The 20717-nt window shown below is 61.8% G+C and carries 18 protein-coding genes; 9 read left to right on the top strand and 9 right to left on the bottom strand.

Translation table 11 applies throughout. The annotated features are described in order from the left end of the window. Positions 1 to 146: 146 nt before the first annotated feature. Together C5J26_RS03125 and putA are read right to left on the bottom strand one after the other, a co-directional pair. On the bottom strand, positions 147 to 2399 hold the full coding sequence (locus tag C5J26_RS03125; RefSeq protein WP_105400462.1) for a TonB-dependent hemoglobin/transferrin/lactoferrin family receptor: 2253 nt from the start codon (positions 2397 to 2399) through the stop codon (positions 147 to 149). 396 nt (positions 2400 to 2795) lie between these two features. Next, on the bottom strand, positions 2796 to 5918 hold the full coding sequence (gene putA, locus C5J26_RS03115) for a bifunctional proline dehydrogenase/L-glutamate gamma-semialdehyde dehydrogenase PutA (RefSeq protein ID WP_105400460.1): 3123 nt from the start codon (positions 5916 to 5918) through the stop codon (positions 2796 to 2798). A gap of 110 nt (positions 5919 to 6028) precedes the next feature. On the opposite strand from putA, the gene C5J26_RS03110 reads away from it, so the two are divergent. The 3 genes from C5J26_RS03110 (at position 6029) to C5J26_RS03100 (ending at position 7881) form a co-directional block, all read left to right on the top strand. Further along, the gene (locus C5J26_RS03110) at positions 6029 to 6490 is read left to right on the top strand and encodes an Lrp/AsnC ligand binding domain-containing protein (RefSeq protein ID WP_038544317.1); all 462 of its coding nucleotides are present in this window, start codon (positions 6029 to 6031) and stop codon (positions 6488 to 6490) included. A 216-nt stretch (positions 6491 to 6706) separates the two neighbouring features. Beyond that, complete coding sequence (locus C5J26_RS03105; protein WP_245441043.1) at positions 6707 to 7372, top strand: LuxR family transcriptional regulator; 666 nt, start codon at positions 6707 to 6709, stop codon at positions 7370 to 7372. 38 nt (positions 7373 to 7410) lie between these two features. Then, a complete protein-coding gene (locus tag C5J26_RS03100; protein ID WP_105400458.1) occupies positions 7411 to 7881 on the top strand; it encodes a PAS domain-containing protein in 471 nt (156 codons plus the stop codon). 31 nt (positions 7882 to 7912) lie between these two features. Here the strand turns inward: C5J26_RS03100 and C5J26_RS03095 are convergent, their stop codons facing one another. The 5 genes from C5J26_RS03095 to C5J26_RS03075 all read right to left on the bottom strand — a co-directional run bounded on the left by C5J26_RS03095 (position 7913) and on the right by C5J26_RS03075 (position 12069). After that, positions 7913 to 9061, bottom strand: coding sequence for a DUF2333 family protein (locus C5J26_RS03095; RefSeq protein ID WP_046666565.1), 1149 nt, complete (start codon positions 9059 to 9061; stop codon positions 7913 to 7915). A gap of 136 nt (positions 9062 to 9197) precedes the next feature. Next, positions 9198 to 10136, bottom strand: coding sequence for a hypothetical protein (locus tag C5J26_RS03090; RefSeq protein WP_172745737.1), 939 nt, complete (start codon positions 10134 to 10136; stop codon positions 9198 to 9200). A 111-nt stretch (positions 10137 to 10247) separates the two neighbouring features. Beyond that, positions 10248 to 10766 carry a GNAT family N-acetyltransferase gene (locus C5J26_RS03085; protein WP_105400456.1) on the bottom strand — a complete coding sequence of 173 codons (519 nt, stop codon included), beginning with the start codon at positions 10764 to 10766 and terminating at the stop codon, positions 10248 to 10250. 113 nt (positions 10767 to 10879) lie between these two features. Continuing rightward, on the bottom strand, positions 10880 to 11326 hold the full coding sequence (locus C5J26_RS03080) for a pseudoazurin (RefSeq protein ID WP_105400455.1): 447 nt from the start codon (positions 11324 to 11326) through the stop codon (positions 10880 to 10882). Between the two features lie 161 nt (positions 11327 to 11487). Beyond that, the gene (locus C5J26_RS03075; RefSeq protein WP_046666568.1) at positions 11488 to 12069 is read right to left on the bottom strand and encodes a thymidine kinase; all 582 of its coding nucleotides are present in this window, start codon (positions 12067 to 12069) and stop codon (positions 11488 to 11490) included. A 197-nt stretch (positions 12070 to 12266) separates the two neighbouring features. Between C5J26_RS03075 and C5J26_RS03070 the strand changes: the two genes are divergently transcribed. From C5J26_RS03070 to C5J26_RS03050, 5 genes are all read left to right on the top strand, one after another. After that, entirely contained in the window at positions 12267 to 13223 is a 957-nt protein-coding gene (locus tag C5J26_RS03070; protein WP_046632881.1) for a choline ABC transporter substrate-binding protein, read from the top strand. An 81-nt stretch (positions 13224 to 13304) separates the two neighbouring features. Further along, positions 13305 to 14147: a choline ABC transporter permease subunit gene (gene choW, locus C5J26_RS03065; protein WP_105400922.1), complete on the top strand. Its 843-nt coding sequence runs from the start codon at positions 13305 to 13307 to the stop codon at positions 14145 to 14147. Next, positions 14144 to 15196, top strand: a complete 1053-nt coding sequence (choV, locus tag C5J26_RS03060) for a choline ABC transporter ATP-binding protein (RefSeq protein ID WP_105400454.1) — start codon at positions 14144 to 14146, stop codon at positions 15194 to 15196. The genes choW and choV overlap by 4 nt, the downstream gene beginning before the upstream one ends. Before the next feature lie 99 nt (positions 15197 to 15295). After that, positions 15296 to 16045: a HugZ family protein gene (locus C5J26_RS03055; RefSeq protein ID WP_105400453.1), complete on the top strand. Its 750-nt coding sequence runs from the start codon at positions 15296 to 15298 to the stop codon at positions 16043 to 16045. 122 nt (positions 16046 to 16167) lie between these two features. After that, the gene (locus C5J26_RS03050) at positions 16168 to 16488 is read left to right on the top strand and encodes a helix-turn-helix transcriptional regulator (protein WP_037076453.1); all 321 of its coding nucleotides are present in this window, start codon (positions 16168 to 16170) and stop codon (positions 16486 to 16488) included. 135 nt (positions 16489 to 16623) lie between these two features. On the opposite strand, the gene C5J26_RS03045 is transcribed toward C5J26_RS03050, so the two are convergent. Both C5J26_RS03045 and C5J26_RS03040 read right to left on the bottom strand, forming a co-directional pair. Next, the gene (locus C5J26_RS03045; RefSeq protein WP_105400452.1) at positions 16624 to 17004 is read right to left on the bottom strand and encodes a response regulator; all 381 of its coding nucleotides are present in this window, start codon (positions 17002 to 17004) and stop codon (positions 16624 to 16626) included. Between the two features lie 4 nt (positions 17005 to 17008). Further along, positions 17009 to 19012 (bottom strand): GAF domain-containing protein, encoded by a 2004-nt coding sequence (locus C5J26_RS03040; RefSeq protein WP_105400451.1) that lies wholly within the window; start codon positions 19010 to 19012, stop codon positions 17009 to 17011. A gap of 319 nt (positions 19013 to 19331) precedes the next feature. Here C5J26_RS03040 and C5J26_RS03035 point away from each other — a divergent pair, with 319 nt between their 5' ends. Next, positions 19332 to 20660, top strand: a complete 1329-nt coding sequence (locus C5J26_RS03035) for an aspartate aminotransferase family protein (protein ID WP_105400921.1) — start codon at positions 19332 to 19334, stop codon at positions 20658 to 20660. The last annotated feature ends 57 nt before the right edge of the window (positions 20661 to 20717 follow it).

Genomic DNA, 20717 nt, shown 5'->3' with positions numbered 1-20717 from the left:
TCAAACATGTCCTTGCGGTTATGGTTAGCGAAGGAAAGGCTATGTGAATAGCCGCAACCGGATAGTCGCCGGGAGCGTGCACAAGGAAAAGGGCGGCGCGATCGCTCGCACCACCCTTCTCAGGCGCCCCCGCCCCTTTATCTGGATCAAAACCGCTGGGTCAGCGAGACCTTGAAGGTGCGGCCTGGCTCGGAGTAGAATTCGCGCGATTGCGCGGCGCTATTCTGCCTCACTGTTGCGTAATCGTAATAGGTCTGGTCGAACACGTTGTAGATGCCTGCGTTGATCTTCAGGCCCTTCACCTGCTCAGGCTCCCACCAGGCGGTCAAATCGACAATTCCGTATCCCGGGGTCTTGAAATATGTTCCGCCGAGACCATCGTTGCTCAGCGAAGACAATACCCCGATCCAATCAAACCCGACGCCCCATGTTTCCGTATCGTATCCCACACTTCCAACCGCCTTGAGCGGAGCCACAGAACGCAGGAACGTGTGGTTGACCAGATCGTTGCCACGGGCAAAAGCAAGTCCGCCGCCAATCCGGAAACCGTTGTCGAATGTCTTGTGAACGCTGGCCTCCACGCCGAAGATTTCAGCACGGGCAATATTTTGGTAGCCGGTTACACCAAAGGGGAACTGGGCCGGATCGTAGCCCGCAGCAATGGTTTCAGCATCGCTGAAGCCGCGCGCATCGATGAAGTTCTTGTAACGATTGTAGAAGAGGTTGATGCGACCACCGAACCTTTCGTCGCCGAGATTTGCGCCGAGTTCAAAACCGTGGCTGGTTTCGGCCTCCAGATCCGCATTGCCAAGCCGCAGGTAAGTGCCTGGTCCACCGAAGACGCTGTAAAGTTCACCAGCCGTCGGCGCACGGAAGCCCATCGCCCACTGGGCGAACAGTTCGACATCATCATTCACATCGTAACCGAGCCGGAGCTTCGGAGACAGCGCCCAATCCTCGAACCCCGCGGGAAGCGCGGGATTGCTGGCATTGTCGTCGTAGGCTGCGGTCATCTTCGGCGCATGGCGAACCCAGTCGAACCGGAGACCTGGCGTCAGGGTGAAGGCGGAATTTTCGAAACCGATCTCGTCCTCGAGATAGAAGCCGATTCGGCTGGTTTCGACCTTTGGCGTATCGGCCTGATTGGTATGCAGGTTAGCGCAGGCTGAGAAGCCGGGCGGATAGACGCCGGGGCTGATCTCCGGCGGGCAATTGTCATAGCCTGCGGAATATTGTTCCGAGATTACGCGCGCCAGATCGAAGCCAAAGGTAAACTTGTGGTCAAGAGTACCGGCATCGACGTTCTTTTCCAACGCGCCGATCAGGCCGAAGCTATCCACTTCGTACTCATTGCGTCGGCTGATCGGCCCCACTACCGAGTTCGAGCGATATCCGTCATAGCCGTCTACGGTTCGCTGGTTCATATAGTAGAGTGAGGCCCACGCGCTGTCGATAACACTGTCATCGCTCTGCGATTGGTACTTGTAGTCAAGCGAAACGCGGTCGCGGTCGGTTTCCTTGACACCGTCGTAGTCTCCCGCCCGATAGTTGCCAGCTGCCGACTGCGAGGTACGTAAGTCCGTATCCCTGTCCCGACGGAAACTCTCGGCGGTAAGGCCGAAAATATGGCCGCCCTCGAATTCGTGGCGCAACTTGAAGAGCAGATTGTATTGGTCGTATTCGGAAGGATTTGCCTCGGTGCGTGCGGTACTGAGAGCGTCCACGCTGCCATTCGTCTTCCGCTCCTGCCCCTTCTTGTATCCGCCCTGGAAAAGGATCGAGGTATTCTCGATCTTCTTCGCGACACCGACCGAACCGAAGCCGCTCGTATCAGCGCTGTCATAGCCGGTCCGAGCGATGCCGCCCCAATCACGGCCCTCGCCGATGAGGTCTTCCGGCTCCAGCGTCCTGAGACCTAGAACTCCGCCGAGGGCACCCGGGCCGGCTCGGCTGGAATCAGCGCCACGCACGACATCAACGCCCGAAAGCGAGCCGAAATCGAAAGCATCGACGCCGCCGGTCGCGCCACGCGTGACATCGTCGATGAACGGCGTCGGGATGCCATCGACCGTCGTCAGCACGCGGTTTCCTTCGAGGCCGCGGATGTTGATGGCACCTGTTGTACGGTTGAAGTTGACCCCGGGTTCCGCCACGCGGCCAAGATCCTCGACATTGGTGATCTGCTTGTTTTCGATCTGCACCTGTGTGGTCGTAGTCGCCAAAGGCGTATCCGCGACACCACCTGGCTGCGCTGTCCTCGCACCCTTGAGCACGATCGGCTTCAGCGTCGTGTCCGTCTGAGGCTGTGCGGCCTGCTGGGCGGCCGCACCGCAGGCGAGGGAAAACACCGCAAGCGCAGTGCAGGTGGCAAGGGTGGATCGCAGACGCCGGGTGACCATGACTGTCCTTTCAACAGGGCACGCGAAACCGTCGGCGCGCGCGAACGCACCGGAAAGGCGGCGGCCCTTTTTCAATTCTGGCAAGAATGTGGCGGGAGGCAGGAAATGCCTTATTCATGCCATTAGAAAACATGAGTGTTATTGTCAATTATTAAAACATGACTCTAATGATCATATTTATGCGAGCCCGATCCGATGGCAAAAATACAACAGGCCTGAATGCAAGAAGGCCCGGATCGCTCCGAGCCTTTTGGTTGTGGATAGTCGTGCCGTCCTCGGGGCTAGACGCTGCGTCCCGCGTGAAAAGCAGCCGCCTCCCGGCGCCTCGCTTGGGCTCGGCGCGTTCAACGCTCAAAACGCTCCACTGGAGCGTTTTGCCGGCTGCGCCGTCGCGTCTCACCCCTCCCCGATTGCAATCAGGCTGGCATTCCCCCCGGCGGCTGCCGTATTGACGGAGATCACCTGCTCTTCGGCAAACCGCATCAGATAGGCAGGCCCGCCCGCCTTGAAGCCGGTGCCGGAAAGGCCCGAGCCGCCGAAAGGCTGGGTGCCGACGACCGCGCCGATCATGTTGCGGTTGACATAGACATTGCCGGTGTCGAGCGCCTCCGTCACCTTGCGGATCGTCGCCTCGATGCGGCTGTGGATGCCGAGCGTCAGGCCGTAGCCGGTGGCGTCGATCGCCGAAAGCACCTTGTCGAACTCCTTTGCCTTCCAGCGCACCACATGCAGGACCGGCCCGAACACTTCCTTGGTCAGCACCGCGGCGCTGTCCAGTTCGATGATGTGGGGAGCGAAGAAATTGCCGGTCGCCGGCGCGCCTCCGGCATAACGTATCTTCTGTTTTCTGGCCCGCATGTCCGAAATGTGGTCGGCCAGCGTTTTTTTCTGGTTCTCGTCGATGATCGGCCCGACATCGGTATTCTGTTTTGCCGGATCGCCGAGATTGAGTTCGGCCGCCGCCCCTTCGATCATCTTCAGCATGCCGTCGGCGACATCCTCCTGCAGGAAGAGGATGCGCAGTGCCGAGCAGCGCTGGCCGGCCGAGCGGAAGGCGGAAACGACCACGTCGTCCGCCACCTGTTCCGAAAGTGCCGTCGCATCGACGATCATCGCGTTGATGCCGCCGGTCTCGGCGATAAAGGGCACGATCGGCCCGTCCTTGGCGGCCAGCGCCCGGTTGATCGCATGCGCCGTCTTCGTGGAACCGGTGAAGGCGATGCCGGCAAGTTTGGGATGCGCGGTGATCGCCGAGCCGACATCCGGGCCGCCCGGCACCAGCGCCAGCACTTCGGCCGGAATGCCGGCCTGGTGGAACAGCTTGATTGCCTCATGGGCGATCAGCGGCGTCTGCGGCGCCGGCTTTGCGACCACCGTATTGCCGGCCACCAGCGCGGCGGAAATCTGCCCGAGGAAAATCGCCAGCGGGAAGTTCCACGGCGAAATGCACCCGAACACCCCGCGCCCGCGCCAGAAATGACGGTTGTCCTCGCCGGTCGGACCCGGCATCAGGCTCGGCATGGCGAACAGCTCGCGGCCCTTATCGGCGTAGTAGCGGCAGAAATCCACCGCCTCGCGGATTTCGGCGATCCCGTCATCCAGCGTCTTGCCGGCCTCGGCGGCCAGCAGTGCCAGCAGCCGGTCACGGTTTTCCTCCATCAGCCCGGCGGCCCGCTCCAGGCAGGCAGCGCGGATTTCCACCGGCTGGCGCGACCAGGCCCGGAACGCCTTGGCCGCAGCAGTGAAGGCGGCATCCACATCGGCTGGCGTCGCATCGCGCACCGTGCCGACAATTTTCGCCCGGTCGGAAGGAGACCGAACCGGCTTTTCCTCAGCCCTGGAGGCGACGCCCGCCACCAGCGGTCCCGCCTTCACCTCGCCCCACGATCTGGAAACGCTCGCCATCAGCCGCTCGAGCTCGACCCGGTGGCCGAATTCGAAACCGGCGCTGTTCTTGCGGCGACCGTAGATGTCCGAGGGCAGCGGGATCTGCTTGTGCCGCGCGCTGATGCCGTCATCGAGACCGAGCCGCGCCGATGGCCGTTCCAGCAGCTTTTCGACCGGAACCTGGCGGTCGCCGGCAACTGCCACGAAGGAGGAGTTGGCGCCGTTTTCGAGAAGCCGGCGGACAAGATAGGCGAGCAGGTCGCGATAACCGCCGACCGGCGCATAGATGCGGCAGGCGATCCGGTCGTTGCTTTCGAGCAGGTCGTCGTAAAGCGCCTCTCCCATTCCGTGCAGCCGCTGGAATTCGAAGCCGGTGCGGTCGGGGCCGGCAAGCTCCAGAATGGTCGAGACGGTCAGCGCGTTATGGGTCGCAAACTGCGGAAAAATCCGCGCCCGCTTGGCGAGAAGCTGCTGGGCGCAGGCGAGATAGGCAAGATCCGTTGCCGGCTTGCGGGTCCAGACCGGATAGTCCTCGATTCCCCGCTCCTGCGCCCGCTTAACCTCTGTGTCCCAATAGGCGCCCTTGACGAGCCGCACCATCATCCGCCGGCCATGCGTCGTGCAAAGCTGGTCGATATAGTCGATCACCGCCGGCGCCCGCTTCTGATAGGCCTGGATCGCCAGCCCGAACCCGTCCCAGCCGGCAAGCGACGGGTCGGAGAAGGTAGCGGCAATCACGTCGAGCGACAGTTCCAGCCGGTCGGCCTCTTCCGCATCGACGGTGAAGTTGAGCTGGTGTTCCTTGGCCATGCGGGCAAGGTCGAGAAGGTCCGGCACCAGTTCGGCCATCACCCGGTCATGGTGCGTGGCGAGATAGCGCGGATGCAGCGCCGAGAGCTTGACGGAAATACCCATCCGGTCGGGAAGCTGCCTGCCCTTGCCATACTTTTTCATATGCGCGCCGATCGACTGGATCGCGTCGGCATAGGAGCGGAAATAACGCTTGGCATCTTCAGCCGTGCGGGCGCCCTCGCCCAGCATGTCGAAGGAATGGCGGTAGCCTTTCTCCTCGCTCTTGGCGGCCCGGACAAGTGCATCCTTCATCGTCTCGCCGAGCACGAAATGGTGGCCGAGGAAACGCATCGCCTGCTTGGTGGCGGTGCGCACGGTCGGCAGGCCGACGCGCTTGACGAGGCCGCGCAGGATTCCCTCGGGCGTCTCGCCCGGGCCGATGACGCGCGCCGAAACCGCAAGCGCCCAGGCCGAGGCCGACACGAACCAGCTTTCGCCGGAGGCCTCATGAGTACTCCAGCCGCCTTCGCGCAGCTTGTCCTCGATCAGCCGGTCCTGGGTCAAGCCGTCGGGCACGCGGAGCAGCGCCTCGGCAAGCACCATCAGCGCCAGCCCTTCCCGGGTCGAAAGCCCATACTCGCGCAAGAAGTCCTCGACGCCGCCGACCTTGCCGGCCCCGTCGCGGATGGCATTGACCATCCGCCGCGCCCGCTGGTCGATCGCCGCGTCCTGCGCCGACGTGAAGCTGGTGCGGGCGGCAAACTGCCGGATCAGCCGGTCGTCGTCACCGGCATAGGGCGCATTGAAGGGAATGAAGGGCTCGGTCAGAATCTGGCTCATACGCATCTCCGTTTCATTCTCTCCATAGCGGGAATTTCCCGGTGATTTCGGCGGACTTTTATGGCATTAACGAAATATCTCACGGCAACTCTGACAAAACGTAGCGAAACATGAAGGACATCGACCGTCTCGACCGAAAAATCCTCCGCGCGCTCCAGAAAGAGGGGCGCCTGAGCAATCTCGAACTCGCCGATCGCGTCTCGCTTTCACCCACGGCGACCGCCGAACGGGTCAAGCGGCTGACCCGCGAAGGATACATCACCGGTTATAGCGCTTTGCTGTCGCCGGAAAAGCTCGGGCGCAACCTGCTCGTCTTCGTGCAGGTCAAGCTCGACCGCACCACGCCCGACGTTTTCGACGCCTTTGCCGCCGCGGTGAAGCGTAGCGACGACGTGATGGAATGCCACATGGTGGCAGGCGGGTTCGACTATCTGGTGAAGGCGCGGGTCGCCGGAATGGAGGCCTATCGGCAGTTCCTCTCGGAGGTGATTCTCCCGCTTCCGGGGGTCAGGGAAACCCACACCTATGCCGTCATGGAGGAAATTAAGGGAACCGGATATATCCCCGTATAAATCTTGAGCCGGTAACTCCATGAATTCATGGAAATAAAGTGAGCCTGTATCGGAAAATGTGCCAATTTCTGCTGCAGCGCAGGAAATTTCGCTGGCTATTCAAATCGATTTGTATATTTGTTAACGATCACATAACTCACCTGTCTGCTCGCCCGCATGATCACTTTGGAACGGCAATCGATTCTGAACAGCGAGATTTCCGCCGCGGATTCGCGGGTGGAAATATTTGCTGCTCTGAAGCGCGTTGCCCACGAGTTCGGGTTTCGGCACATCACGCTTTTCGCCGCCACCAGAGCGGATGAGACGCTTTTGTCGAGGATGATCGTCGAGACGACGCTGCCCCCAAGCTATGTCCAGGAATTTGACCGCCGCCGCCTTTTGAAGCTTTGTCCGGTTGCGCCGATCATCTCGAAATCCGCTCTTCCCTACTGTTGGTCGATCGACGATCCCGAAAGCGTGCGCGGTTTCCCGGTTCCGGTCGAGACGGACGAATTGCAGCGCCGCTACGACATCATCACCAGCGTCGCGATGGCGTTACATTCGATCGATGGCGGCCGTTTCATGCTGCGCTTCGACGGTGTCCGGCATCGGCTGAGCCAGGTGGAGCTCAACGAGATCGGCATGATCGTGCTGCATGCGTTCGATGTCTTCGACAAGCTCCGCCGCAGTGCCAGGACCGGTACCGCAGGCCCCCTCACCACCCGCGAACTGGAGGTCGTCCGCTGGACGGCGCAGGGCAAGACATCCTCGGAAATCGGCCGGATTCTTTCCCTCTCGGATCATACCGTTAACGCATATATGACCAATGCCATAAAGAAACTGGATTGCGTCAACCGCACCCAGTTGGTAGCTAAGGCATTGAGATTGAGACTCATAGTGTAAGGTTGGGGCGTTATCTCCCGGCCTATGGGAGAAAAAGATTGACGTTTTGGGTCGAACACACCGAAAAACGCGTCAATACTCAATACCGGGAAATGGGACTCTCTGCAGACGAGGTGGTTGAACTCGCCTCGGCCTTTCGTTTTTACGGTTATTGGCGAATCGATCTGGACACCGGCCACTTCTTCGCGACGGAGGATGTCTGTCGCATCCTCGGCCTGGAACCGAAGGACGGTCCCCTGAACATGGTCGCCATCATCGCGCGGATCCATCCCGACGATATGCCGCAACTGATGGAAACCTTCGAGCGCGCCAGCGGCGAACGCCTGACCTATCACAACATCTACCGCGTCAAGGCCGATGCCGAGCACTACAAATACGTTCGCAGCGTCGGCAAGTTCCGCGACAAGCCGGGCACAAGCGGCGAGGTCGTCGGCATGACCTACGAATTCTTTGCCGAACGTCCAGGCGTGACGTTCTTTCTCGACGAACCCGATCTCCCGAAAACCTGACTCCTTAAAAACCCAACCGGTGCCGGCCGGCTTACCGGTCCAGCACCGAGCGCAATTCCACCAGGTTCGAGCGGACCCGGAGAGTGTAGAAGCCCATCACCGCCAGATGGCTCGGCATGATCCAGCCGTCTTCGCGGCCGTTGGAAATGATCGCCGGCTGGATGCGCAGCGCCGACTTGAACTGCGACAGCGTATCGGTCCAGAGCGGCCCGATATTGCGCTCGCGGATCACCTGGGAGAAATCCGCGCCCGCCGCCGAAAGCACCGCATAATAGCCGTAGAGCTGGCCGTAGGCGAACCAGAAGCGGTCGTCGGCACGCGTGTCGAACCAGCCGGCATTGTAGTTCTCCGAACGCTCGCGCAGGATCGCCGACGTGCCGCCGAGATCGTTGGCGATCCGGTCGATGAACTGGATCAGGTTGTCGGCGCGGCTGTCGAAGGTCGCGTTGCAGGTGGTCAGATCGGTATTGAAGGCCCTCAGCTTGCCGATCGCGGCGCGATAATAGCTCGGGGTCGGGGTCTTCGGCCCGAAGGGGCTCAGCCCGAAATACCAGGAATATTCGTCGAACTGCAGGTTGCCGCGGGCATCCTGGAGATTGTTGTTGATGCTCGAGGTGCCGCGCACGCGCCCGAGCGAATCGACGAGTTCCGTCGATGTGCGCCGCACCGCCTGATTGACGCCGCGCTGGAACGAGGCCTTGTTGTCGAGGAACGGCGTGTGATCCCAGTCGATACCGAAGAACCCGAGCCGATAGAGCAGCATCGAGGAAATCCAGGCATTCTGGTTGACGTTCATGTCGGTGAGATCGGCGGCCGCATCGACGATCGCCGACGACTGGCATTGCCTCGCCCCGGTCGCCGGAGCGGTCGCATTGGCGCTTGCAGGAGCAGTTGCCGGCAATTCCTGGCCTGCCGGCACGTTGCGCTCCGACCAGCGATAGCTGTCGACGAAATTCGGATTGAAATTGGTCCAGACCTGCGTCTGCCAGAAAAAATAGCCGTAGAGCCCGAACATCAGCACCAGGAAGGCGAGGATGGGGCCCTTCACCATCCAGTGCCGCTGGCGATACCAGCCATGTGCGGCCATGAACGGCCAGACGATCCAGGCGATCAACAGCCCTATGCCTCGCCCGACGGCCTGGCCGATCCCTTGAAAGAAGGCGGTAATCCGGTCGAGCATCGCTGTCTCCTTGTGAGGCGGGGTGCATCCGATTTGGCTTGGCTCACACATATGTGCTCGGCGTCACAAGCACAACGGGGGCGCAACGTTTCGCCGCAACCGCTGGAAACGGCCGCGTAGCCGATCCTCGGCAGCCCTATTGGGACCGGATAAGCTTGAAGCCGAAAACGGTCGGCAGTCGAAAGCGACCCGTTGCGCCGTCGGCTTCGGCCGCCTCCCCCGCCGCCTCCGCGGGAAATCGTTCGGCGAATGCCTGATCGGCGCGATGCCGCCGGCGGTCGAGGCCGTGCAATGTCAGCAGCCCGCTTGAGAAGCGCTCGACCTCCGGGACCAGGTGCGGAAAAAGTTCGGGCTTCAGGCCGGCATCGCCACGCCCGCTGGCATCGGCGACAATCCGGTAGAGGATCAGAAGGTTTTCCGTGTCGGTGATCAGCTTGTGCAGAAGGATGTTGCAGGTGCCTACCCGGGCGTTGAGCCCGGCGACGAAATCCTGGAAGACCTTGATCGCAGGTTCGGTGCGGCCGATCACGTCCAGGCCGGTCATCGCGGCACCGTCCTCGCCGCGCAGCTTTTCGATGACCTCCGGTCGGTGGTCGATGAGCGTCACCAGATCGCCCTCGCTCTCCTTCCGCTGCCCGATCAGGAAGTCACGCTCCTGCCGCACCAGACCGGCCAGCAGATCGGCACGCCGCAGAAGCTCCGCCAGCCGGTTAAGCGGCACGGGGCTGCGCCAGCGCGCCTGCTGGCGGCGGTGTCTGGCTGCCCCGGAAACGTAGCCGATCAACGTTTCGAAGCGGGTTGGCATCTCCCGATCGTCGAATTCCTGGGCGCAGATGCCGATCTCGGTTGCCAGCCTCGCGACCAACCGGGCAGTTGCCGCTTCGACCGCCTGCCGCTCGGGTATCTCGGCCTTCAGCCGCTCGGCTTCCGCAGCCAGCTTCTCCTCATCCGGCAGGGCGAGATCCTGCGCGGTGTCGGCAAGCAGGGACGAGGCCGGGCCGAGCGCATCGCGCGTCGTAGCCAAAACGCCGCTGATCCGCTCGATCTCGCCGTCGAAATTCTTAAAAGCCGCCACGCGCATACTCCCGCCACCGGAGGAGAAGATAACGCCCCCGCAAAATTATGCCACGCCGTCCCGCCTCGATTGCCGGGAAAAATTACTTCGGCCGGAACGAGCCGGAGGTGGTTATGGGTTGTCGCCGATACCGAAATTCATGGCATAGAACTGCATCGGAAGGTCAGAGATGACATCTTGATGAGTCGGCTTCATACCAATTCTCTCGAGGACCCGGTTGGACGCCACGTTATCAACATGGGCGAAGCCAATAAACCCGTTCCATTTCGCGGACGCCGCCAACCAATCACGCAAGCCTTCGGCGATTTCGGTCGCGTATCCATTGCCCCAATGCTCCGGTAATAAAGAATATCCAATCTCGGGAATGTCCGGCTTGAAAAGAGAAAAGCCCGCCCGTCCTAGAAAAGCGCTGTCGTGCCTGCGCACTAGACGTTGCTTCCCAATACCATGCTGGTGATACTCCTGATCCCACTCAGCGAGCCTTTTTTCCGCTTTGGGGCGGTCATAGAAAGTACCCGTGGCATCCAGGAAGCGGACCACGTCCAGGCTACCGTGCAATTTCATTAGCTCGGAAACGGCGTTCTCGCCCCAAGTCTCCAATCGCAGCCTTTCAGTCTCAAAAATTATCAATTCCGCAGTCCTCGTTTGCTGACGCGGAAATACAAACGAACAGTGACAGATCGGTGACGTCCGGTTCGAGGTGAAAGTTGCCACAAATGATACGCCGGAAAAGCTGGTAGAAATCAAAGCCCGAGCTTGGCGATTTCCGCGTCAAGGCGATCCTTCGCCTTTTTCGGCATCTTGGCGCCCTTCACCGCGTCGAGATTGGCCGGAGCGTCGCCAACGACGATTACCGCGACCATGCCCATGCCGAAATGCGGTGTGCATTTGAAGACGTAGGCGCCCGGCTTGTCGGCGGTGAAGGAAATTTCCTGGCTGATCTTGCCTTTGATTTCAGCGGCGCCTTCCGGCACCAGGCCGGGCATCGAAACGACGTCATGCCCCTTGTCGACCGGCACGAACCTGATCGTATCGCCCGGCTGTGCCTTCACGGCTGCCGGTTCGAACACCATGGCCTCGCCATCGCTGCCCTTGTTGAGCATCTTCACCTCGATTTTGGCGCTGAACGCCGGCAGGGCGAACAGGGCGAGGCTGGTGGCAAGGCTAAAGGTCTTGGTGGTCTTGCGCATGCGGCGAACTCCTGCTGGGAACCACCGCCCGGTCGGGCCGGGACGTTTCGGATGTGATACCTAGACATGTTTTCCAGCCGCAAACTTTGACCAGAATCAATTTCGCCGCATCACCGCCGGCTTCCGCTCCGTACGGTGAACGGCGGCTTAAAATCCGGGCATCACTCGCAACGCATCTGGTCTTCCCAGTGCCGCCGGCAGAGCGAAACGTATTTCTCATTGCCGCCGACATCCACCTGGGCACCTTCGCGCACCAGCCTGCCCTCCTCGTCGAGCCTCACCACCATGGTCGCCTTGCGCCCGCAATGGCAGATAGTGCGCACCTCGCGCAGCTCGTCGGCGATCGCCAGCAGTTCCAGCGAGCCGGGAAACAGCTTGCCCTGGAAATCCGTCCTCAAGCCGTAAGTCATCACCGGGATGCCGACCCGGTCGGAGATCCGCGCAAGCTGCCAGACCTGCTCGGGCGACAGGAACTGCGCCTCGTCGACGAACACGCAGGCGACCGGCTCCTCCGCATGCATCGCCTCGATGTCCGAAAAGAGGTCGTCGGACGGCCCGAAGGGAATGGCATCGGAGGAAAGCCCGATCCGCGAGGCGACCCGGCCCTGGCCGGCCCGGTCGTCCAGCGATGCGGTGAAGATCGCGGTGCGCATGCCGCGCTCGCGGTAGTTATAGGATGCCTGCAGAAGCATCGTCGACTTGCCGGCATTCATAGTGGCGTAATGGAAATAGAGCTTGGCCATATCTGCCTTCTGATCGCGATCGGGATTCGGGAAAAGCCGTCTTTGCCGAAAACCACAGGAAACTGTAGACTGCGCAATGCTGGGGGAGAAAGTCACAAATGTCGCAAATGCCCCCCCTTCTCCGCCGCGAATGCGCGCGCTTGCCTCGGCGCAGCATATATTGATAATGGCGGGAACCATAAAAACGGGAGCAGCCCATGCGCATGACTACCTCATTGAAGACCACGCTCGCCGCCGCCGTATCGATCCTCGCGATCGTCGGCACCGCATCCGCCGCCGAACCGGAAGCCTGCAAGACCGTCCGCATCTCGGATGTGGGTTGGACGGACCTCGCCTCGACCAACGCCTCGTTCATCCAGGTTCTCGAAGCGCTCGGCTACAAGGCCGACGTCAAGACGCTCGGTGTTCCGGTCACCTATTCTTCCATGAAGAACAAGGATATCGACATCTTCCTCGGCAACTGGATGCCGGCCCAGCAGGGCGCCATCCAGCCCTATCTCGACGACAAGTCGATCGAGAGCATCGCCGTCAACCTCGAAGGCGCCAAGTACACGCTCGGCACCAATGCCGCCGGCGCCAAGCTCGGCATCAAGGACTTCAAGGACATCGCCACCCACAAGAAGGAACTCGACGGCAAGGTTTACGGCATCGAGCCCGGCAACGAAGGCAACGGCATGATCGTGTCGCTGATCGAAGCCAACACCTTCGGCCTCAAGGGCTTCGAGGTCGTCGAATCCTCCGAGCAGGGCATGCTGACCCAGGTCACCCGCGCGGACAAGGAAGGCAAGCCGATCGTCTTCCTCGCCTGGGCTCCGCATCCGATGAACGTCGCCCATCAGATCACCTATCTCGCCGGCGGCGACGCCACCGTCTTCGGTCCGAATTACGGCGGCGCGACGGTCTATACCGTGGCGCGCGGCGGTTACGCCGCCCAATGCCCGAACGTCGGAAAACTCCTCAAGAACGTGAAGTTCTCGCTCGACATGGAAAACACCATCATGGGCAAGATCCTCAACGACGGCGAGGACGCCGACGACGCTGCCAAGGTTTGGCTGAAGGCCAATCCGAAGGTCATCGAGCCCTGGGTTGCCGGCGTCACCACCTATGACGGCAAGGACGGCCTCGCCGCCGTCAAGAAGGCACTCGGTCTCTAACAGTCCTGAAAATGTTTCCGGGGCGGCGGATCGCCTGCCCCGGAGCCCGCCCTTTCTCTCCCTATGGACGGCAGTTTTCTCGTGGATTGGATCGCAGATCATCGAATACCTATAGGTTCCTGGGCGAAGGCGGTCGTTGACTGGTTGACGGCGAATGCCGACTGGTTCTTCGACTGGCTTTCTTCCGTTCTCCTGGGAGTGATCAACGGCCTTTTGTGGTGTCTTGCGACGCCGCATCCGCTGTTCGTCATGGCCGCCATGGCCGGGCTTTCCTGGTGGCTGCGCCGTTCCCTCGTACTGGTAGCCTTCACCTTCCTCGGCCTGCTCCTGATCTTCAACCAGGGCTACTGGAAGGAAACCACCGAAACCCTGGCGCTGGTGCTCGCCTCGACGGCCGTCAGCATGGTGGTCGGCGTGCCGCTCGGCATCGCCGCTGCCCGCCGCCAATGGTTTTACGAAGCCATGCGGCCGGTCCTCGATCTGATGCAGACGCTGCCGAGCTTCGTCTATCTCATCCCGGCGCTGATCCTCTTCGGCCTCGGCATGGTTCCGGGCCTGATCGCCACCGTCATCTTCGCGATCCCGGCACCGATCCGCCTCACGCGCCTCGGCATCGTCTCGACCCCGAGTTCGCTGCGGGAAGCGGCCGTCGCCTTCGGCGCCACTCCGTCGCAGATCCTGCGCAAGGTGGAACTGCCCTTTGCCATGCCGCAGATCATGGCCGGCCTCACCCAGACGATCATGCTGTCGCTGTCGATGGTCGTCATCGCGGCGCTGGTTGGCGCCAACGGCCTCGGCGTGCCGGTGCTCCGGGCGCTGAATACCGTGAACGTCGCCCGCGGCTTCGATTCCGGTCTCTGCATCGTCATCCTGGCGATCATCCTCGACCGCATGTTCCGCACATCGACGGGAGACGGCCAATGACGGACTGCGTAGTCTTCGACAATGTCGACATCGTCTTCGGCGACAAGCCGGAACGGGCGCTGGCCATGGTCGACCAGGGCAAGACCCGCGACGAGATCAGTGCCGCGACCGGCATCGTCATGGGTGTCGCCAACGCCTCGCTCACCATCCACGAGGGCGAAATCCTCGTGCTGATGGGCCTCTCCGGTTCGGGCAAGTCGACGCTGCTGCGTGCCGTCAACGGGCTCGCCCCCGTGGTTCGCGGCAATGTCAGCGTCGCAACCCCCTCAGGTCCGGTCGATCCCTACAAGTCGACCCCGAAAGTGCTGCGCAACCTGCGCATGCACACCGTCTCGATGGTCTTCCAGCAATTCGGCCTTCTCCCCTGGCGCACGGTCGCGGAAAATGTCGGCTTTGGACTGGAGCTCGCCGGCGTTCCGGATGCCGAGCGTGCCAAGCAGGTCAACGAACAGCTCGACCTGGTCAACCTGACGAAATGGGCGGGCCGCAAGGTCGGCGAACTCTCCGGCGGCATGCAGCAGCGCGTCGGCCTTGCCCGCGCCTTTGCCACCGGTGCGCCGATCCTGCTCATGGACGAGCCCTTCTCGGCGCTCGATCCGTTGATCAGAACCCGGCTGCAGGACGAGCTTCTCGAATTCCAACGGCGGTTGAAAAAGACCATTCTCTTCGTCAGCCACGATCTCGACGAAGCATTCCGGATCGGCAACCGAATCGCCATCATGGAGGGCGGACACATCATCCAGTGCGGCACGCCGCAGGAGATCGTCCGTGCGCCTGCCGACCAGTACGTCGCCGATTTCGTGCAGCACCTCAACCCGATCAGCATGCTGACCGCCGGCGACGTGATGCGGACCGGGGTGGGCCCCGTGGCAGGCGCCACGGCCGTCTCCGCCACCGCGCTGCCGACGACGCCGCTCGTCGATATCCTGGATGCGCTGTCGCGTCAGCCGGGCGCCATCGGGGTGGTCGACAACGGCACGATCATCGGCAGCATTTCCTCCGATGACGTGATTGCCGGCCTGACCCGCCATCGCCGCCGCGACGCCTGATAAGCCGAGCCACGAAGTCACCTTTCGTTTCGCCGCGCCGGATGTTATGCCGACGCCGAATGCGGCTGCCTCGCGGCGGACGAACAGGAGATCGACGAATTGGCCGACGAACGGCAGACCGACAAGCCGCAGGTGCTGCGCGATACGGATGACGACGCCCGCCGGCTTGCCCGCACGCTGGTGCGCGGCGCGCGTTACATGGCGCTGGCGGTCCTCGATCCGGAGACCGGCTTCCCCTCCGCCAGCCGCGCGCTCACCGGCACCGATGTCGACGGCGTGCCGGTCATCCTCATCTCAGGCCTCTCCGGCCATACGAAAGGCCTGGTCGCCGATCCGCGCTGCTCGCTTCTGGCCGGCGAACCCGGCAAGGGCGATCCGCTCGCCCATCCCCGGATCACCGTCCAGTGCCTTGCCGAGAGCGTCGTGCGCGATACGCCCGGACATGCGCGCGTGCGCCAGCGTTTTCTGGATCGCCATCCCAAGGCTGCATTGTATGCAGATTTCGGTGATTTCCGGTTTTTCCGAATCACCCCGCAGGCAGCCTCCTTGAATGGAGGATTCGGCCGTGCATACATGCTGTCCGGATCGGACCTGGTGATTCCCGAGCCGGGGATGACAGCGGAATGGCTGGACCTGCAAGAAAAGTTAAAAAATATTCCGGAGCAAGCGCAAAAAATTGCAGCTCGTCTCGGCACGGAAAGCGGGAAAAACTGGCGCTTCGGAGGAGTTGACCGAGCTGGAATCGACCTTATCGCGGGAGATTTTCAACTCAGGCACGAATTCGACTTTCTTGCGGAGTCTCCCCAGGCCGTTCTTGATTATGTTTTTGAGATCGCTAACATACGATAACTGGTTACCTGAAATTTAGGGATATACAATCCCTTTTGCTCCTTGCTAATTTTCACCCATAGGACGATGGCCGAATTTTTGAGCGGGGGGCCGCTTTGGAATACGAGGGGAATTTAAGACATATGGATACGATGGCACTTTCTGAGCATTCCAACGCAGCCGCAGGCCTGCTGTCTGCCATGGCCAACCCGAAACGGTTGATGATCCTGTGCTGCCTGGTCAAGGGCGAAGTCGCCGTGGGTGCGCTTGCGTCGCAAGTGGGCCTCAGCCAGTCAGCACTGTCCCAGCACCTTTCCAAGCTGCGGGCCCAAAAGCTGGTGAAGACCCGCCGCGATGCGCAGACCATCTATTACTCCAGCTCGTCGGAATCGGTGATCAAGGTCCTCGAGACCTTGGAAGAAATCTACTGCGCTCCGGTACAGAAGAAATCAGCAGCCGCGTGAGAATGACAGCGCTGACATGACGTCACGCTGCCCTGCCCCAACCCCCGCCATGACGGCCGGGGGCTGGGGCATTTCCATGCCGGGCCGGCCGACGGGGTATCGAGCCTGCAGGCGCAAGGTCCGGGCATTCACGTGTCAGTGCCTGGCCATGCGACGCAGCGTGGCGGTCACTTTCTGCCAATCGTAGGGTTTGGAAAAGAACACGCTACGCTCCGGCAGATCGGCCTCGCTCAGACGGACCTGCCCCGACACGATGATGATCTCGATCGGCGGCCAGCGGTCGCGCACGGCGGCCGCCAGCTTCATGCCGTTCATGCTGCCGGGCATGTCGATATCGGTAAAGACGATGCGGATATCGGTGCGTGTTTCAAGGATCGTCACCGCCTCGTCGGCATCGGCCGCCTCGACCGCTTGGAACCCCGCGTCCTCCACCAGGTCCATTGCCATCATGCGCAGAAGGGGCTCGTCCTCGACAACGAGGACCGCCTGCTTTATTGGCGGTGTGGATTGTCCCATCCGGTCAGTCTGCCTGTGCTAGCTGAAGGAGCACAGCTGTCATGTCAGCGCTGAACCCCGGTTGATCATAACTAACGAGGACACCGCCGGTTCCGATCAAACCCATCCGAATAAGCTTGGATCCGAAACCCTTGCGCTCCGGCTCGCGTGGAGGCGGGCCGCCTGTCTCCCGCCAGGAAAGATAGAAGATCGCGCCGTCTCCGGCGCCTTCGATGCGCCAGTCGATCGCCACCCGCCCCGTATCGTTGGAGAGCGCCCCGTATTTCACCGCATTCGTCGTCAACTCGTGCAGGAGCAGGGAAAGCGAAAGCGAGCCTTTTGGCCCGAACCGCACGTTGGGACCCTGCGCGTCGATCCGGTCACGCATGCCGATCCCGTTCATCGTCCGGTCGACGACCGCGTAGACCGAGGCGCTCGTCCAGTTCTGCTCGAACAGGATGTCGTGGGCGGTGCTGAGCGCGTGCAGGCGCTTTTCGAAGGCCTCCACGAGGCCCCGCTCCGCTACCGGCCGGAGCGTCTGGGTGGCGATCGCCTGCACCATCGACAGCGTATTCTTCAGCCGATGGCTCATTTCCCTGTTGAGCATCTGCTGCTCCAGCTCGGCCTGAACCCGCGACATCGCGATCTGGATGCGATTGCCGAAGCTGCGGACGAAGGAAATCTCTTCCTCCATCCAGGGATAAGGCTGGTCGTGATGGATGAAGGCGACGAGCCTGAAGCGCCCGAGTTCGAAGATCGGCACGTTGACGAGCACACGGATGCCAAGCGCAAGCAGCGCCGGCGCGTGGTCGCGGGTGCGCGGGTCGGTGGCAACGTCGGCGATGACAACGGCCTCGCCGCGCTTCAGGTCGTCGACAAAAGAGCCGTAGTCCCGGAAGTGGTGCAGCCCGGCAAGGCTCTTGACGCCGGGCGCGCACCATTCGGGCGGCACCGACACCGTCTCGTCCGCTGCGTTGACGATGCCGAAACCGGCACGCGTCGCATCGAGCGCCCTGGCCATCAGGTCGCCGGCAGCGATCGCCATCGATTCCATGTCGCTGAGGTCGCGCAACCTGTCGCCGACATCGAGCAGGGCCTGCACCCGGGCGGCTTCCCGTTTGGCGGCGGTCACGTCCCTGACCGTACCGATCATCTTGACCGGCCGGCCCGCCTCGTCATGTCGAAAGCTGGCATTACGGGCGATCCAGCGCACGCCGTATCCCGGCACGCGAATGCGATATTCGACGTCGAGCGGCGCATCCCCCTGCTGCCGGGACGTATCGTCGGACTGCAGACCCTTGTCCTGCGGCAGCACCATGTTCTCGAAGACCCGTGTCGGATAGGTCTCGGCGATGGGCACGTGGAAGATCCGGCAGAATTCCCGCGAGACCCGCATCATCGAGGTGGCGATATCGATTTCGAATGTGCCGATCCTTCCCGCCTCCTGGGCCGCCAGGCTCGCATTGACGCTGGAGCGGATATTGGCGCTGATGGTCTTCTGGCGCCGGAACAGGTCGTCCTTGCGCTGCGAGATGCGGCGCATTTCGAGAAGCGCGACGACCTGCCGGGCAAGCGCCTGCAGCGCCGCCTTCTGCCCCTCGTCGAGCCCCTGCGGCCGAGGCTGGACGTCGATGACGCAGAGCGTGCCGATCACCACCTCGTCCGGCGTGATCAGCGGCGCGCCGGCATAGAAGCGGATATGCGGTTCGCCGGTGACGAGCGTATTGGCGCGGGTGCGCGGGTCGAGCTGCAGGTCGGGGATGACCAGCACATCGGAACTGCCGAGCGCATGGGCGCAGACCGACTGCTCGATCGGCGTGTCGCATGCCTCGAACCCGACGCGCGCCTTGAACCATTGCCGGTCCCTCTCGACCAGGCTGACGAGCGCCACGGGCGTGCCGCAGAGCGTGGAGGCGACAAGCACGATATCGTCGAACTCCGGCTCCGGCTCGGTGTCCATGATATTATAGGCATCGAGCGCTTCCAGCCGCTCGATATGCATGTCTTCGTTGGGATCGGGATCAGCCAATGAGGGGTCTCGGAATTGAAGTTTAACGCGATATTGGCAGCTTTCGCCAAAAGACCAGAGAGGCGCAATCAAATTTCACCACCGGTGGAAACCGCGTTGAAATCTTGAGCCTTTATCGAAATCCGTACCGATCGCCCCACCCAGCAACGCCAGCCCGAATCGATTTCGCTCCAACGCAGGAATTCGCAGCGGCCCTTTGTTCGAAGGCGGTTGACGCCTCCGATCCCCCTGATAATTTGACCATGCAGTCAAAACTTGGTGCAATGACGCCGATCGGGAAATGGCCACCCGAAGAAACCGAATGGCCATGGAGAATGTCATGTCCAACCGCCTGAATACCACGCCCAACGATCTTCGGGCGTTCTGGATGCCATTTACGGCAAACCGCCAGTTCAAACAGGAACCCCGCCTCTTCGTCGCTGCCAAGGATATGCACTACACGACCCATGACGGCCGCCAGGTGCTCGATGCCACCGCCGGCCTCTGGTGCGTCAATGCCGGCCACTGCCGCCCGAAGATCACCGAGGCGATCCGCGAGCAGGCCGGCGAGCTGGATTATGCTCCCGCCTTCCAGCTGGGCCACCCCAAGGCTTTCGAACTCGCCAATCGTCTGGTCGATATCGCGCCAGAGGGCATGAACCACGTTCTCTATACAAATTCCGGCTCGGAATCGGTCGAGACGGCGCTGAAGGTGGCGCTCGCTTACCACCGCGTGAAGGGCAACGGCTCGCGGTTCCGCCTGATCGGCCGCGAGCGCGGTTATCACGGCGTCAATTTCGGCGGCATCTCGGTCGGCGGCATCGTCTCCAACCGAAAGATGTTCGGCACGCTTCTGACCGGCGTCGACCACCTGCCGCATACCCACCTGCCGGGCAAGAACGCCTTCACCAAGGGCGAGCCGGAGCATGGCGGCGATCTCGCCACCGAGCTTGAGCGCATCGTCACCCTGCATGACGCCTCGACCGTCGCCGCCGTCATCGTCGAGCCGGTCGCCGGCTCCACCGGCGTGCTGATCCCGCCGAAGGGATACCTGCAGAAGCTGCGCGAGATCTGCACCAAGCACGGCATCCTGTTGATCTTCGACGAAGTCATCACCGGTTTCGGCCGCCTGGGCGCGCCGTTCGCGGCCCAGTATTTCGACGTCAAGCCGGACATCATCACCACCGCCAAGGGCCTCACCAACGGCGTGATCCCGATGGGTGCCGTCTTCGTCACCTCCGATATCCACGACGCCTTCATGACCGGGCCGGAGCACATGATCGAGTTCATGCACGGCTATACCTATTCCGGCAACCCGATCGCCTCGGCTGCCGGCCTCGCGACGCTTGAAACCTACAAGGAAGAAGGCCTGTTCGACCGCGCCCGCGACATCGCCCCCTATTGGGAAGCGGGCCTGCATTCGCTGAAGGATCTGCCGAACGTCATCGATATCAGAAACCTCGGCCTGATCGGCGCGATCGAACTCGACCCGATCGCCGGCGAACCCACCAAGCGCGCCTTCACCGCCTTCCTGAAGGCCTACGAAAACGGCCTGCTGATCCGGACCACCGGCGACACGATCGCCATGTCCCCGCCGCTGATCGTCGAAAAGCATCATATCGACGAAATATTCGGGAAGCTGCGCGATATCCTGACGAGCAATATCTGAGCCTTTCATCTCGACACGGAAAAGGCGGCCGGGACGCCGCCTTTTTTCTTTTGTCAT

This window comes from Neorhizobium sp. T7_12 (genome assembly GCF_002968535.1).
GTDB classification, from domain to species: Bacteria; Pseudomonadota; Alphaproteobacteria; order Rhizobiales; family Rhizobiaceae; genus Neorhizobium; species Neorhizobium tomejilense.
Note: the sequence above shows the minus strand (reverse complement) of the source record. Positions and strands in the feature narration are given on the sequence as shown.